The organism is Micromonospora okii, assembly GCF_020884795.1.
Lineage (GTDB): Bacteria > Actinomycetota > Actinomycetes > Mycobacteriales > Micromonosporaceae > Micromonospora > Micromonospora okii.
Map to the genome: position 1 here is coordinate 100,882 of NZ_BBZF01000017.1, position 15,426 is coordinate 116,307.

Here is a 15,426-nt window from a genome sequence, read left to right on the forward strand (position 1 = left end):
CCGTCCCGCCCGCTCCCCGCGACCATGCCCTTCCGGGCCACGGCGAATGCCGTGAACGGGCACGAATCCCGGCCCGCAGGCGCGAGATCGCGGGGAGTGGCGGGCGGGGTCGTACGATCGCTGGCATGACCGGGCACATCACGGGGGCCGTGGCGGCGCTGGCTGACGAGCTGCCGGGGTGGGTGACGCTCCTGCGCGCCCCGAACCCGGGGCCGATGACGCTCGACGGCACCAACACCTGGGTGCTGCGCGCCGGCCCCGGCGAGCCGGCCGTCGTGGTCGACCCCGGGCCGGCCGACGACGGCCACCTCGCCGCGATCGCCGCCCACGCGCCCGTCGCCACGGTGCTGATCACCCACGGGCACGCCGACCACACCGAGGGCTCGCCCCGGCTGCGGGAGCTGCTCGGCGGCGCGCCCGTGCGGGCCGTCGACCCGGCGCACAGCCACGGCGGCCCGCCGCTGGCCCCCGGCATCCGCCTCGACGCGGCCGGCCTCGCCCTCACCCTGCTGCCCACCCCGGGCCACACCGCCGACTCGGCGTGCTTCCTCGTCGAGCGCGACGGCGAGCGGGTGGTGCTCACCGGCGACACGATCCTGGGCCGGGGCACGACCGTCGTCGCCCACCCCGACGGGCACCTCGGGGCCTACCTGGCCAGCCTGGAGCTGCTCTCGACGTACCGGGGGATCCCGGCGCTGCCGGGGCACGGCCCGGCGCTGGCCGACTGCGGCGTGGCCGCCGAGTTCTACCTCGCCCACCGCCGCGCCCGGCTCGACCAGGTCCGGCAGGCCGTCGCCGAGGGCGCACGGACCGCGCCCGAGGTGGTGGCGCGGGTCTACGCCGACGTGGACCGCTCCCTGTGGTGGGCGGCCGAGTGGTCGGTGCGCGCCCAGCTCGAACACCTCGGGGTGGAGCAGCCGTGACCTGCCCGGTGTGCGGGACGGTCGCCGTGCCCGGCGGCCGGTTCTGCCACAACTGCGGGGCCGCCCTGCCGGCCGCCGCCACCCTGCCCGCCGCCGAGCGGCGGGTGGTCACCGTGCTCTTCGGCGACCTGTCCGACTTCACCTCCTGGTCGGAGGACCTCGACCCCGAACGGGTCGGCGCGGTCACCGACCGGGTCCTCGCCGCCCTGGCCGGGGCCGTGAAGACCTTCGGCGGGCACGTCGACAAGCTCACCGGCGACGGGATCATGGCGGTCTTCGGCGCGCCCGTCACCCACGAGGACGACGCCGAGCGGGCCATGCGCGCCGCGCTGGCCATGCAGCGGGCCGTGCGCCGGGTGCTCGACGACGAGCGCGGCGGCGGCGCGCCGCTGGGCCTGCGCGTCGGGCTCAACACCGGCGACGTGATCGCCGGCATCCAGGCGGCCATCGAGTACACGGTCATCGGCGACACCGTGAACACCGCCGCCCGGCTGGCCGACGCCGCCGCCGTCGGCGCCGTCTACGCGGGCGCGCGCACCTCCGCGGCCACCCGGCACGTCGCCTCCTGGCGGGCGCTGCGCCCGCTGCGGCTCAAGGGCAAGCGCGAGCCCGTCGAGGCGTACGAGCTGCTCGGCCTGCTCGACGCCCCCGGCACCCGCTCCGGCCTCGGCGACGAGGCGCCCTACGTCGGCCGGGAGACCGAGATCGGCCGGGTCGCCGGCCGGCTCGCCGAGGTGATCGACCGGGGCGAGCCCCGGGTGCTGCTGATGACCGCCGAGGCGGGGATCGGCAAGTCCCGCTTCGCCGCCGAGGTGGAACGCCTCGCCGCCGGCTACGACGTTGGCCCGGGCCGGTACGCCGCCCACACCGGGGCCCGGGTGCTCTCGGTGCGCTGCGCCGCGTTCGGCGAGCGCCGCCGGCTCGCGCCCCTGGCCGACCTGGTCCGGGCCGCCGCGGGCCTGCCCAGCGACGCGGCGACCGCGCTGACCCGCCCGGCAGTCGAGGAGCGGCTGCGCCGGCTCCACCAGCGCCTCGGCCGGCACCGCGAGGACGACGCCCCGCCGGCCGCCCCCGACCAGCTCCTGGCCCTGCTCGGGTACGCCGACCTGCCCACCGGCGGCCCGACCGAGCAGGACGAGTGGGGGACGGGCACCCAGGCGCCGGCCGACGCCGAGGCCGTGCCGAACGCGGTGGCGGACCTGCTCAGCGCCCTGGCCGCCGAGGCCCCGCTGGTGGTGATCGTCGACGACCTGCACGACGCCACCGCCGAGACCATCCGGGCGCTCGGGGTGACGCTGTCGCGGATCGCCGGCCCGGTGCTGGTGCTGCTGCTCGGCCGCCCCGAGCTGGTGCGCACCGCCGGGGCGCTGACCCGCGTCGCCGACGCCGAGGTGCACGCGCTGCCCCCGCTGCGCGGCGCCGACGCGGCCCGGCTGCTCACCAGCTACCTCGGCGGCGGAAAGCTGCCGCAGCCCGACGCCGACCGGCTGCTCGCCACGGCCCAGGGCAACCCGTTCTACCTGGCCGAGCTGGTCACCCTGCTGATGGAGCGGGGCGCGCTGACCGCCGTGGCCGACCGGTCCGCCCCGGCCCACGCCGGCTGGCGGCTGGCCCCCGGCTCGCTCGGCAGCCGGCTGCTCTCCCGGGACCTGGCCGCCGTGCTCGCCGCCCGCATCGACGCGCTGCCGCCGGACGCCCGCGCGGCGCTGCGCGACGCCGCCGTGGTCGGCGACACCGTGCCCGCCGGCGCGCTGGAGGCGCTGGGCGAGCAGCGCGCGGGGCGCGACGGGCGGCCCGCCGCCGTGGTCGCCGTCGACCTGGACCGGGCCGTCGAGGAGCTGCTGCAACGCCGGATGCTGCACCGCACCCGCTCCGGGTACGCCTTCGCCACCCCGCTGATGCGGGAGGCCGCCTACTCCGGGGTGAGCAAGGCCGAGCTGGCCGAGCGGCACGCCGCGCTGGCCCGCTGGGCGGCGCCGGGCGGGCCGGGGGGCCCGGCCGGGTTCACCGACGCCGACCGGGACGCCTTCGTCGCCGAGCACGTGGAACGGGCCGCCGCGCTCGCCGACGCGGTCAAGCTGCGCCCGGACGCGCCGGCCCGCACCGTCGCCGACCTGGGGGTGGCCGCGCTGGGCCGGGCCGCCCGCCGCGCGTTGCAGGCCGGGGAGCCGGCCGCCGTCGTCGAGCACGCCGAGCGCGCCGCCGAGCTGGCCCGGGGCGCGCTGCCCGCGGCCGACCGGGTGGTGCACGCTCGCGCGCTGCTCCAGGTGGGGCGGCCGGGTGACGCGCTCGCCTACGCCGAGAAGATCGGCGCGAACGCCGGGGACGACCTGGGCACCCGCGCCAGCGCCCTGCTGCTCGCCGGGCAGGCCCACCAGGCCCTCGGCGAGCGGGCGCGGGCCGTAGCCTGCTGGCACGAGGCGTTGCAGGTGGCCACCGCCGGCGAGCTGCCCCACCAGCGGGCCTCGGCGATGCGGCGGCTCGGCATGGCCGACTTCATCGCCGGCCACCTCGGGCAGGCCAGCAGCCGGCTCGCGGCGTCGTACCAGATCAGCCTCACCGCCCAGGACCGGCGCGGGCAGGCGTGGTCGTTGCAGGACCTGGCCTGGGTGACCACCACCCGGGGCGACTTCGCCGGCACCGACGCGGTGCTCGGCCGGGCCGCCCGGCTCTTCGCCGAGCTGAAGGACCCGTACGGGCGGGCCTGGCTGCGCGGCACCACCGCGTTCGCCCGGCTGCTCGCCGGCCGACTACGGGAGGCGTGCCGCCTCGCGCGGGTGTTCCTGCCGTTCGGGGAGCGGGTCGGCGAGGCGTGGGCCGTCGGCACGCTGCGCGCGGTCGAGGCGTTCGCCGGGGCCGAGCTGGGCGAGCTGGGGGAGGCCGACGGGGCGGCCCGCCGGGCGTACCGGGACTTCGCCGAGGTCGGCGACGAGTGGGGGCAGGGCTTCGCCCTGGTGGTGCGCGGGACGATCGCCCGGGGCCTGGGCGAGCCGGAGCACGCCGCCGACCTGCTCGCCGACGCCCTGGAGTTCGGCGCGCACACCTCCCATCCGCTGCTCACCGGGATGGCCGGCACGCTGCGCGGCTTCGTGGCGCTGGACCTGGGCGACTGCGACACCGCCGAGCGCTCGGCGCGGGCCGTGCTGACCGCCGTCGAGCCGCACAACCCGCAGGCCCCCGCCCAGGTGGGCCCCCGGGTGCTGCTGGCCACCGCCCGGCTCGCCGCCGGCGACCCGGCCACCGCCGTGGGGCTGCTCGCTCCGGTGGCCACCGCCGCCGCCAACGCGCCGTCGCTGCTCTTCTCCCGCCGGCAGACGATGGCCCGGTACGCCTCCGCGCTGCTCGCCCACGGCCAGCGCGAGCAGGCCCTCGACTGGGCGCAGCGGGCGGTCGCCGCCCCGGCGGAGGACGTGCGCAGCCAGGTGGTCGCGGCGATGGTGCTGGCGGAGGCGCTCAGCGCCAGCGGGCGCGACGTGGAGGCGCTGGCCAGCGCGGAGGAGGCGGTGCGGTTGGCGCACGCGACGGAGCAGCGCAGCGAACGGGCGGCGGCCGCCGCGCTCCACGCCCGCCTGGGGTAAGGAAGGGCACCTTGTTAACGCCTACGGTAGAGAAGGGCTCCCTTCTCACCGAGGTCCACCGAGCCGCACCGAGACCGACCGAGCCGCACCCCGACCCGCCGAGGCTTGCCGAGGTGGGCGATGCGGGGCCGGGCGGCACCGGCTACGGTGGCAGGACCGGGCGAGCGGTCCACTGTGGGTCGCGTGCGCCGGGCTCCGGGAGGCGTGATGAGGCTGCCGCGCTCCAGCGCCGGTTGGACGATGGCGGTCTTCGGTCTCCTCGCGCTGGCGATGGGCGCGCTCGGGCTGCTCTGGCCGGAGGCGCAACTGCGGATGCTCGGGTTCGAGGTGCCGCAGAGCCGGGCCCCGGGTGACCACACCGGCACGTTCCTGACCGCGTCCGCCATGGCGTCGTTCAACATGGGCGTCTACTACCTGCTGGCCACCGCCACCGAGTGGCGGTCGTTCTACCGGTTCACGGTCTTCTTCCGACTGGTCACGTTCACCGTCTTCACCCTCACGGTGTTGGCGGGCGTCGCCCCGGGCCGGTTCTTCACGGTGGCGCTCTGGGAGGGGCTGGGCGCGGTCGCCACGGCCGTCGCCCTGCGCGTGGACGCCCGCCGCGCGGCGACCGCGAAGCCGGGCACGACGCCGGCCACACAGGTCACCACAAAGGCGGCCAAGGCGGACGGTGCCGTCCGTTCCTCGGGCGCGGAACTCTGAGCGACCGGGCCGGTTAGGTATTTTCGAGCAGTGACCGACACCCCGCCCGGCGCGCTGCGGCTGCCCCTCGTGCCCGGTCTGACCGATCTGCAGGTCTTTGCCCGTGGCGGGTACGCCACCGTCTACCGGGCCACCCAAATCTCCGTGGGGCGTGAGGTCGCGGTCAAGGTGGAGAACCGCACCCTGGCCAACGAGCGGGACCAGGCGAGGTTCCTGCGCGAGGCGCGGGCGGCGGGGAGGATGTCCTCGCACCCGCACGTGGTGGACCTGTTCGACGTCGGGGTGACCGTCGACCAGCACCCGTACCTGATCATGGAGCTGTGCGACGGGTCGTACGCCGAGCGGATGCGCACCTCGCCCCTCGGCCCGGCGGAGACCCGCGACCTCGGCGTGAAGATCGCCGACGCGCTGGCCCACTCGCACGCCAACGGGGTGCTGCACCGGGACGTCAAGCCCGCCAACATCCTCTACTCGCAGTTCAACCCGGCGGTACTGGCCGACTTCGGGCTCGCCGTGCTGGCCGAGGCGCGCGACGCGTCGGTCACCCTGGAGGTGCTCACCCCCGCGTACGCGCCGCCGGAGATGTTCAACCACAGCCCGCCGTCGCCCGCCGTCGACGTGTACGCCCTCTGCGCCACCCTCTACGCCGTGATGAACGGCCGCCCGCCCCGCTGGCAGTCCGAGCGCAACCCCAGCCTCGTCACCGTGCTGGAGATGTTCCACCAGCCGATCCCCGGGCTGCCCGGCGTGCCCGAGGAGCTCGTCGACGTGCTCCGGGCGGGCATGGCCAACGACCCGGCCGAGCGCCCGTCCGCGGTGGAGCTGCTGGGCATGCTCGCCGCCCTGCCGCTGGACCCGGTGAGCGCGCCGGTCAGCGGCGCCCCGACCTCCGGTGGGCCCGGCTCCGGCGGCCCGCCGCTCACCGTCACCGGCAACCCGTCCACATGGGGCGGGCTGTACGGCAACACCACGGGTAATCCGTCCACCTCCGGCGGCCTGTACGGCACCGGCCAGCCGGGGCGGCCCACCCCGCGTCCCCCGGTGGAGGACGAGCACCCCACCGTGCGGACGACCGGCCGCCGGTGGCGGCGGCGCTGGTTCCTCGGCGGCGCGGGGGCGCTCGCGCTGGCCGCCTCGGCGAGCGCCGGGGCCTGGGTCGCCGGGCGCGCGCCCGTCACGCCGACGCCCACCCCGGTCGCCAGCAGCAGCGTGGGCACCACCACCGCTGCCAGCCGCTGGGGCGCGCTGCCGGGCTGCGTGTCCGCGCCCCCGGGCGCGGCCGGGTTGCCGGCGGGCGCGTCCTGCGCCGCCGAGCTGGAGTGCTTCGGGCCGATGCGGGTGCGCGGCGACCGGGCGGAGGCCCCCCGGCTGCCCTGCGACGGCCCGCACACCTGGGAGAGCTACGCCGAGGGCGAGCTGCCCGCCGCCCTGGTCGGCGCGGGCCACGACGAGGTCGTCGACGACCCCGAGGTACGCCGGGTGTGCAACGCGGCGACGTTCCGGTTGACCAGCGGGATCACCTATCCCAGCGGGTGGCACCTGGAGGTGCTGCCGCCGGCCGAGTCCGACCCGGAGCGGACGTACCGTTGCCTGGCCGGGCGCGGCGTCGACGGGCTGCGCATGCCCACCCTCACCGGTCGCTGACCCCGCCCGGGGCCCGGCGGCGCTCCTGCGCCATCCGCAGGGCGTCCCTGCTGTCCAGCGCTTCGAGGGTGTCGGCGTCGAGGCCGCTCGGCAGGGCGACGGGCTGCCCCGACCACTCGACCGGCTCGCGCCCCGCCTGCTCGCGGGCCTTCGCGCGGCGCTGCCGCGAGTCCGTCACCGACACTCCGGCGATCATCACCAGCAGGACGCAGAGCAGTGCGAGCACGACCGCCATGATGCTGCGCGGACGCCACCAGACCAGCGTCACCAGCACGGCGACCGCTGCCAGCGACGAGGCGACCGCCGTGAGGGACGTCTCGATCCGAGGGATTCGGGTCACCCGTCAAGGATGTCGAAGCCGGCCGACCTGTCAACCGCCTGAGGCCGACTCGACGCGCCGCCCGAGGCCGGCCCGGTGCGTCGCACGGGGCGAGTCGGCGAAGGTCGGGGCCGACCCGGCGCGCCGGGCGGGGGCCGAGGCGGCGAAGATCGGGGAAGTGACCCGTTGATGGGATTTCCGGTCGATGATCGTTGTCTCCATTTCCTAGAGTGACGGGGGTCGAGGTTCGCTCGACGCATCCCGTCGCCCACCGGAAGGCAGTCGATGCCACCTACACCCCGGAAGCTCGCCGCAGCAGGAATCGCCGGCGTTCTCCTCGCCACGACGGCCGTCGCCACGGCCGTCGCGCCGGCCGCCGCGGCGCCGGACACCGCCGGCTGGGGCCGCCCGGCCGCCGCCGACCGCACCGACCCCGCCGAGGCCCGGCGGGTCGACCGCGTGCCCACCCCGAAGCTCGGCTGGTACGCCTGCTACAGCCACGCCGAGTGCGCCACCGTCCGGCTCCCGCTCGACTACGACAAGCCCACGGGCGCCACGACCGAGGTGGCGGTGCTGCGGCTCAAGGCGCGCGACCAGAAGAAGCGCGTCGGCAGCCTCTTCATCAACCCGGGCGGCCCCGGCGGCTCCGGCACGGACATCGCGCTCGTCGCGCCGTACTTCCTGAGCGACGACCTGCTGGACCGCTTCGACATCGTCGGCGTGGACCCGCGCGGCGTCGCGGCCAGCCAGAACGTCCGGTGCTTCCCGTCGGTCAAGGAGCAGACCGAGGCGTACGCCGGGCTGAACGTCGCCTTCCCGTGGACCAAGGCCGAGGAGAAGGCGTACGTCGCCTCGGCGAAGGCGATCGGCCGGGCCTGCTCGACCACCGGCCGGCCGCTGACCGGGGCGATGTCGACCGCCGAGGTCGCCCGGGACATGGACGTGCTGCGCCGCGCGGTCGGCGACCGGAAGCTGACCTACCTCGGCTTCAGCTACGGCAGCGCCCTCGGGCAGCACTACGCCAACATGTTCCCCGACCGGTTCCGCGCGCTGGTCATCGACGGCGTGCTCGACCCGAACGCGTGGGTCGGCCAGGGCCGGGCGCGCAAGCAGCTCCAGGAGAGCCGGCTGCGCAGCGCAGACGGCGCGTACAAGGCGCTGCGCGAGATCCTGGTGCGCTGCGACGCGGCCGGCGCGGCGGCCTGCCCGCTCGCGGCCGGCGACCCGCTCGCCTCGTTCGAGCTGGTGGCCAAGCGGCTGCGCAAGAAGCCGGTGGTGATCACCGACCCGGACACCGGGGAGACGGTTCGGGTCGCCTACGCCGACTTCGTCGGCGCGACGCTCAGCGCCCTCTACGGCCCCGCCGGGTACGCGGACGTCGTCGCGATCACCGCCGAGCTGCTGGTGCTCACCGACCCCGCGTCGGCCACGGTCGCCCGCCGCGCCGAGGCCCGCGCGGCCGTCGCGAAGCGTGCCGCCGCCGCCCGCGCGCAGGCCCGACGCGGGTACGACTTCCCGTACGACAACAGCATGGAGACGTTCCTCGGGGTGGACTGCACCGACGCGTACCACCCGGCCGACGCCGCGGACTGGCCGGCGCTGGCCGCCGAGCAGGACAAGCGGGCCCCGTACTTCGGCCGGGCCTGGTCCTGGATGACCGCGCCCTGCGCCCGCGACACGTGGACGGTGCGCGACTCCGACGCCTACACCGGCCCGTTCAACAAGCGGACCAGCGCCCCGGTGCTGGTCGTCGGCAACTACTGGGACCCGGCGACCAACTACCAGGGCGCGGTCGGCTCGGCGGCGGTGCTGCCGAACAGCCGGCTGCTCAGCAGCGACAGCTGGGGGCACACCGCGTACGGCACCTCGGCGTGCGCGACCGGCGCGATCGACGCGTACCTGATCGCCGGGACGCTCCCGGCCAAGGGGACGGTCTGCGTCGGCGACGTGCAGCCCTTCGCCGAGCCGGCGCCCGGGGCCGCCGGTGAGCGCGTCACGGCGTCCAAGAGCGACCTGGCCCGCCGGGCCGCCCCCGCCCGGGGCGAGCCGAAGCGGCTGCCGCCGGTGGTCGCCCCGCTCCCGGCGGTCGGCACGCTGACCGTCCGGTGACGACACCCGGGGGTACGGCGGCGATCGCCCGCCCGCCGTACCCCCGGGCCCGGCCGTGCGGGTGACCACGCGAATGGACGGGAGCGGCTACCCTCGGTGTCCCGCAGGTGCGCCGGTCAGCGAGGTCGCCGATGAACCAGTTCCTCACCCGGTCCCGGGTCCGCTCCGTCGCCACCACCGTGGCGGTGGCGCTGACCCTGACCCTTGCGGCTGCCGCCGGCTGTGACAGCAGGCAGGAGCCGGAGATCCCGTCCGTCAACGACAAGCTCCGCGAGACACACATCTACGGCCAGCCGACCATCAAGATCGGCGTCTCCACGACCGGCCCGCTGATGGGCGAGCTGCGCGGCGGCACGTACAGCGGGTTCGACGTCGAGATCGCCCGCTACGTCGCCGCCCAGCTCGGGTACGAGGGCGACAAGCGCATCGAGTGGGTGCCGGTGGCCACGGAGGACCGCATCCCCGCCCTCCAGGGCGGCTCCGTCGACATGGTGGTCTCCACCTTCTCGATGACGGAGGAGCGCGCGAAGCTGATCAGCTTCGCCGGACCCTACCTGGTGACCACGCAGGAGGCGATGGTCCCGCTCCGGCTCAAGGACAGCATCCGCAGCATCGAGGACCTGCGCGACCCCCGCTACAAGGTCTGCACCAGCGGCGGCTCGACCACCGAGGCCGAGCTGGGCCGGCACCAGATCCGGGTGTTCGTGGTCAAGGAGGTCGGCGACTGCATCAGCGGCATCCTCGCGGGCCGGTACGACGCGGTCAGCTCCGACGAGACCATCCTCGCGGGCTTCCTCTCGAAGCACCCGAGAGATTTCACGATCATCGACATGCCCTTCGGCACCAGCGAGCAGATCGGCGTCGGGGTGCCGATCAGCGACCCGGCGCTGCGCGACCTCGTCGCGTTCTTCCTCGACAAGAGCTACCAACAGGGGCGCAAGGGGCAGACCAGCCCGTGGCTCACCGCGTACCACCGGACCCTCGGGCCGTGGATGCGGGCCCCCAAGGTGCAGCCACCGACGCTGGACGTGCCGAAACTGGTGGACTTCGACGACAAGGCGCCCCGGACATGACCGCCCCGGCGGCCACCGGCGGCAACGACGTGGACGCCGACCCGCCCCCGCCCCGCGTCGCCCCGGGGCGGGGTTCCGACGAGCGCCGTGCCCGGGCCAGCCAGTCGTTCTGGGCGGTCGTGGTGGCCGTGCCCGCCATCTTCTCCGTGCTCCGGCTCGGCGTGGAGGCCGGCGGCGAGCTCCAGACGACCCTGTTGCTGGTCGCCAACGTCGGGCCGGTGAACCTGCTCGCCGGTTTCCTCACCACGGCCGCCCGGCTGCTCTCCACCGGCCTGGTCTGCGTCTTCGCCCTCGGCGCGGTGCTCGGGGTCAGCGTCGACCGGCTGCCGGGCTACCGCCGCCCGCTCTTCGCCCGCTGGGCGGACATCACCCCGGCCTGGTTCGTCGTCGCCAGCTTCCTGATCGCCCTGGTCACCTGGCCGCTGCTCTACCTGCCGCTGCTGCTGCCCGCCTTCGCCGCCGCGTTCCAGCTCCGGCCGGAGCGGCTGCACGACCTGGCGGTGGCGCGGACACTGATCGTCGCGGCCCTGTTCGGCGGGTACCTGTTCCTCCTCGCGCCGACGCTGCTCGACGCCTGGCGGCAGGGGGAACCGCTGGTCCTGGCCCTGTTCGTCGTCCCGCCGGTGCTCGCGCTCGCCATCGCCGGGCCGCTGCCCGGCGCGGTGATCCGGCCGCTGGCCTCGGTCACCGAGGCCGCCGTGCTGGTCATGCTGGTCTGGGCGGCGCTGCCGGTGATCAGCACGCCGGTGCTGCCGCTGACCGTCACCACCGTGCAGACCGCGCCGGACGTGACGGAGGACGTGCGCGGCCACGTGGTCGTCGTCGACGACGTGAACATGGTGCTGCTCCAGGAGCGCGGCGGCGTTCGGTACGTGCCGATCGACCAGGTGAAGGAGCAGGTGCTCTGCCCGAGCGAGGAGGAGCTGCCCCGGCACCGGCTGCGGGTGCGCGACTTCCACGTGGAGGACTCGCTGATGGAGGGGCTGGGCCGCCGGGTCCGCCCGGTGCACCGCGTCGACGCCTCCTGCCGCGCCACCGGCTGACCGCCACCGACCCTGGCCGCCCCACGTCCTGGGTTTCCAGGCACGGGCGATCGTGGTACGAACGTGCCCCTCCAGGGGCCGTTTCGTACCAAGATCCTCTCCGCGCGCCGGCCGTGGCGGAGTGGGGGCGTGGCAGGATCGGCGGGTGAGCAGCGCCGGCGCGGGCGAGCAGCGGCTGCGGGACCTCGCGCGGTTGCGCCGCGTCCGGGACCGGATCGACCGGGAGTACGCGCAGCCGCTCGACGTGGAGGCGCTCGCCCGCGGCGCGCACATGTCGGCCGGGCACCTCAGCCGCGAGTTCCGCCGGGCGTACGGGGAGCCGCCGTACGCGTACCTGATGACCCGGCGGATCGAACGCGCGATGGCGCTGCTGCGGCGCGGCGACCTCGGCGTCACGGAGGTCTGCTTCGCGGTCGGCTGCTCGTCGCTGGGCACGTTCAGCACCCGCTTCACCGAGCTGGTCGGCGTCCCGCCCAGCGTCTACCGGCGCGAGGCGGCGCGGGCGACGGCGGAGATGCCGTCCTGCCTGGCGAAACAGGTGACCAGACCGGTCAGGAATCGAGAAGCGCGGGCCGTGGGCCACGCCTAGCGTGACCGGCATGGACATCACCATCCACACGACCTTCCTGCCGCACACCGACCCGGACGCCTCCCTGGCCTTCTACCGCGACACCCTCGGCTTCGAGGTCCGCAACGACGTGGGCGGCGGCGCGATGCGCTGGATCACCGTCGGCCCCGCCGGCCAGCCCGGCACCTCCATCCTCCTCGCCCCGCCGGCCACCGATCCCGGCATCACCGACGACGAGCGCCGGGTCATCGCCGAGATGATGGCCAAGGGCACGTACGGCTGGATCATGCTGGCCACCCCCGACCTCGACGCCACCTTCGACAGGCTCCAGGCGAGCGACGCCGAGGTGGTCCAGGAGCCGATCGAGCAGCCGTACGGGGTGCGCGACTGCGCCTTCCGCGACCCGGCCGGCAACCTCGTCCGCATCCAGGAGGTGCGCTAGCCGCGACGTGGGTGCCGCTGACGCTGACCCCCGGTGACGGACCACGCCGAGCGCGTGAACCCGGCGACCCTGCCGGTACGTGCCAGCAGTGTCCGACGACCCCCGACCGGAGGAAGTGTCTGCGTGAAACACCCCCGAAGGCCGGGCACCGTGCCCCGCCGCCGTCTCCTAACGGCGGCCGGCGGACTGCTGGTGCTCCCGGTGCTGGCCCTGACCGCTGTGGCGGTCACGCCGCACCTGGCCGGCTCCGGCGCCCCCGCGACCACGCCGGCCGGTGCCGCAGCCGCCGCCGAGACGCCCGCCGGGCGGGTGCCCGCAGCCCCGGCGGGCGGCGCTCCGGCGGGCACCCCGGCGGGCACCCCGGCCGCTCCGGCCGCCGCCGCGCCCGTGACCGCCGCCCCGGCCGCGAAGAGCGGCACCCCCACGGTCGCTCTCCCCACGCATGCCGCCGGGAAGGGCGCGGGCCCGTCAGCCGGTACGGTGATCTCCGGCAGCTACATCGTCACCGTCAGGGCGGACGAAGCCGCCCGGATCCGCTCCGACGCGCGCGACCTGGCCGCCGACTACTCGGGCACGCTCGGCGACGTCTGGACCGCCGCGCTGCGCGGCTTCTCGGTGCGGATGTCCTCGGCCGACGCCGCGCGGCTCGCGCGCGACGCGCGTGTCGCGTCCGTGCAGCCGGACCTCGTGATCGTCACCGCCGGCACCCAGGGCGACCCCTCCTGGAGCCTGGACCGGGTCGACCAGCCCGGCCGCACCCCCAGCGGCACCTACGACTACGACAACGACGGCTCCGGCGCGCACGTCTACGTGTTCGACACGGGCGTGCGCCCCACGCACTCCGAGTTCGCCGGCCGGATGGGCGCCAGCACGCCCGGCACCGACCACAACGACTGCGGCGGGCACGGCACCGCCGTGGCCAGCGCCGCCGCCGGCACCACCTACGGCGTGGCGAAGAAGGCGACCGTGCACTCGGTGCGCGTGCTCGGCTGCGACGGCGCCGGCGCGGCCGCCGACGCGTTGACCGCGATCGACTGGGTCACCAGCGCCGCGCCGCGCCCGGCCGTGGTGAACATGAGCTGGTCCACCGGCCCGCAGGATGCGCTGGACAACGCGATCCGCGCGTCGACCGCAGCCGGCGTCACCTACGTCATCGCGGCGGGCAACAGCAACAACGGTGCCTGCGAGACCTCGCCGCAGCGCGTCGCCGAGGCGATCGTGGTCGGTGCCACCGACAGCCGGGACCGTCGCGCGGGCTTCTCGAACTACGGCTCGTGCGTCGACCTCTTCGCGCCGGGCACCGACATCAAGACGGGCGCCTGGACCGGGGACGACGCGACCGTGGCGTCCAGCGGCACGTCGCTGGCCTCGCCGATCGTGGCCGGTGCCGCCGCCGTCCACCTGGCCGCGCGCCCGTCCGCCACGCCCGCGCAGGTCCGGGACGCGCTGGTCGGCTGCGCCACCACCGGCCTGATCTCCGACCCGGGCGCCGGCTCACCGGACCGGCTGCTGAACAGCCGGTGCGCGGGCGGGCCCGCCGTCACGAACCCGGGCGCGCAGTACACGGCGGTGGGGCAGGCCGTGACGCTGCGGAAGATCACCGCGCCGACCGCGGTCCGCTTCGCCGCCACCGGCCTGCCCGCCGGCCTGTCGATCGACGCCACGACCGGCGTGATCAGCGGCACCGGCACCACGGGCGGCAGCAGCATCGCGCAGGTCACCGCGACCGACGCGGCCGGTGCCAGCACCACCACGTCGTTCCGCTGGACCATGATCGTGGGCCGTGGGGCGTTCACCGGGCCGGGCTCGCTGTGCGTGGACAACGCGAGCAGCAACACCACGGACGGCAACCCGCTCCAACTCTTCCCGTGCATGAGCAACAACGGCGCCCAACTCTTCACCGCGCATGCCGACGGCCGGTTCGAGGTGCAGGGCAAGTGCATGACGGCCGGGTCCCAGGTGGTGCTCCGTACCTGTGCCGGCGCTTCCACCCAGGTCTGGAGCGCGCGGAGCAACGGCCAGGTGGTCAACCCGGCCACCGGCCGGTGCCTGACCGCCGCGTCCACGAACTGGAACGCGTTGCTGTCGCTCGCGACCTGCGGGACCGGGGCGCTCCAGGTGTTCACGCCGCCGTCCGGCATGGGCGCGGACGTGATCTCGGTGGAGAACCCCGGCTTCCAGGGCACGCTCAAGGGCAGCGCGGTCCGTAAGGCCGTGTTCGCCTCGAACCTGCACACCGCGCAGCGGCTCACCTGGTCCGCGTCCGGGCTGCCGGCCGGGCTGTCGATCAACGCCTCGACCGGCATGATCAGCGGTACGGTCACCACGAGCACGACGTCCACGGTCATGCTCACCGTGGCGAACGAGACCGGCCAGACCGGCACCGCCTCCTTCCCCTGGCAGGTCGGCGACGGCCGGCTCCTCGGCATCAACGGCCACTGCGCCGACTCGGCCAACGCCAGCGGCCAGAACGGCAGCCCGATCCAGGTCCACCCCTGCAACGGCAGCAACGCCCAGATGTGGACGGTCCGGTCCGACGGCCGCCTGGAGGTGTTCGCCAAGTGCGTCACCGTGGCCGACGACGCCGTCTCCGTCGTGCTGGGCGACTGCGGCACCGCGGCGGCGCAGGTCTGGGCCGTCGCCGGCAGCACGCTGCGGCACACCGCCACCGGGAAGTGCCTCACGGCACCGACGGGGAACACCTACGCCAAGCTCACGATCGCCGCCTGCGCCACGCGCGCCGGCCAGGTCTGGAACCTGCCGACCGCCCCGGTCGTGCTCGGCGGCGTCACCAAGCGGCAGTGGGCGACCACCACCGCCCCGACGCTGACCGCCACCGCGAAGTCGGCCAGGCCCATCAGCCGGTACGCGGCCACCGGCCTGCCGTCCGGCGTGACCCTGAACGCGTCGACCGGCGCGCTGTCCGGCACGCCCACCGCCATCGGCTCCGGCGAGGCGATCGTCACGGTCACCGACTCCGCCGGCGGCACCGGCGGCACGTCGTTCCAGTGAGGGGTCCTCCACG

Annotated in this window: 11 protein-coding genes; 10 read left to right on the top strand and 1 reads right to left on the bottom strand. The window is 75.6% G+C overall.

Translation table 11 applies throughout. The features are described 5' to 3' along the window. Positions 1-125 precede the first annotated feature (125 nt). From LPU43_RS14150 to LPU43_RS14165, 4 genes are all read left to right on the top strand, one after another. A complete protein-coding gene (locus tag LPU43_RS14150; RefSeq protein ID WP_229400860.1) occupies positions 126-923 on the top strand; it encodes an MBL fold metallo-hydrolase in 798 nt (265 codons plus the stop codon). Next, complete coding sequence (locus tag LPU43_RS14155) at positions 920-4,501, top strand: adenylate/guanylate cyclase domain-containing protein (RefSeq protein WP_229400861.1); 3,582 nt, start codon at positions 920-922, stop codon at positions 4,499-4,501. The genes LPU43_RS14150 and LPU43_RS14155 overlap by 4 nt, the downstream gene beginning before the upstream one ends. A gap of 207 nt (positions 4,502-4,708) precedes the next feature. Then, entirely contained in the window at positions 4,709-5,203 is a 495-nt protein-coding gene (locus tag LPU43_RS14160; RefSeq protein ID WP_229400862.1) for a hypothetical protein, read from the top strand. Positions 5,204-5,233: 30 nt separating this feature from the next. Continuing rightward, positions 5,234-6,847: a serine/threonine-protein kinase gene (locus LPU43_RS14165; RefSeq protein ID WP_229400863.1), complete on the top strand. Its 1,614-nt coding sequence runs from the start codon at positions 5,234-5,236 to the stop codon at positions 6,845-6,847. On the opposite strand, the gene LPU43_RS14170 is transcribed toward LPU43_RS14165, so the two are convergent. After that, positions 6,834-7,187, bottom strand: a complete 354-nt coding sequence (locus tag LPU43_RS14170; RefSeq protein WP_229400864.1) for a hypothetical protein — start codon at positions 7,185-7,187, stop codon at positions 6,834-6,836. The genes LPU43_RS14165 and LPU43_RS14170 overlap by 14 nt on opposite strands. Positions 7,188-7,451: 264 nt before the next feature. Here LPU43_RS14170 and LPU43_RS14175 point away from each other — a divergent pair, with 264 nt between their 5' ends. The 6 genes from LPU43_RS14175 to LPU43_RS14200 all read left to right on the top strand — a co-directional run bounded on the left by LPU43_RS14175 (position 7,452) and on the right by LPU43_RS14200 (position 15,413). Next, positions 7,452-9,275 carry an alpha/beta hydrolase gene (locus LPU43_RS14175; RefSeq protein WP_229400865.1) on the top strand — a complete coding sequence of 608 codons (1,824 nt, stop codon included), beginning with the start codon at positions 7,452-7,454 and terminating at the stop codon, positions 9,273-9,275. A gap of 131 nt (positions 9,276-9,406) precedes the next feature. Next, positions 9,407-10,348, top strand: coding sequence for a transporter substrate-binding domain-containing protein (locus tag LPU43_RS14180; RefSeq protein ID WP_229400866.1), 942 nt, complete (start codon positions 9,407-9,409; stop codon positions 10,346-10,348). Further along, complete coding sequence (locus LPU43_RS14185; protein ID WP_229400867.1) at positions 10,345-11,391, top strand: hypothetical protein; 1,047 nt, start codon at positions 10,345-10,347, stop codon at positions 11,389-11,391. Before LPU43_RS14180 ends, LPU43_RS14185 begins: the two co-directional genes overlap by 4 nt. Positions 11,392-11,536: 145 nt before the next feature. Then, on the top strand, positions 11,537-11,980 hold the full coding sequence (locus LPU43_RS14190) for a helix-turn-helix transcriptional regulator (RefSeq protein ID WP_229400868.1): 444 nt from the start codon (positions 11,537-11,539) through the stop codon (positions 11,978-11,980). A gap of 10 nt (positions 11,981-11,990) precedes the next feature. Further along, a complete protein-coding gene (locus tag LPU43_RS14195) occupies positions 11,991-12,401 on the top strand; it encodes a VOC family protein (protein ID WP_229400869.1) in 411 nt (136 codons plus the stop codon). A 123-nt stretch (positions 12,402-12,524) separates the two neighbouring features. Beyond that, positions 12,525-15,413 (top strand): S8 family serine peptidase, encoded by a 2,889-nt coding sequence (locus tag LPU43_RS14200; RefSeq protein WP_229400870.1) that lies wholly within the window; start codon positions 12,525-12,527, stop codon positions 15,411-15,413. Positions 15,414-15,426: the final 13 nt, after the last annotated feature.

Bases quoted from the DNA above. Each gene is read 5' to 3' on its own strand.
- LPU43_RS14150 (WP_229400860.1), top strand. From the start codon at position 126: ATGACCGGGCACATCACGGGGGCCGTGGCGGCGCTGGCTGACGAGCTG.
- LPU43_RS14160 (WP_229400862.1), top strand. From the start codon at position 4,709: ATGAGGCTGCCGCGCTCCAGCGCCGGTTGGACGATGGCGGTCTTCGGT.
- LPU43_RS14175 (WP_229400865.1), top strand. From the start codon at position 7,452: ATGCCACCTACACCCCGGAAGCTCGCCGCAGCAGGAATCGCCGGCGTT.
- LPU43_RS14180 (WP_229400866.1), top strand. From the start codon at position 9,407: ATGAACCAGTTCCTCACCCGGTCCCGGGTCCGCTCCGTCGCCACCACC.
- LPU43_RS14185 (WP_229400867.1), top strand. From the start codon at position 10,345: ATGACCGCCCCGGCGGCCACCGGCGGCAACGACGTGGACGCCGACCCG.
- LPU43_RS14195 (WP_229400869.1), top strand. From the start codon at position 11,991: ATGGACATCACCATCCACACGACCTTCCTGCCGCACACCGACCCGGAC.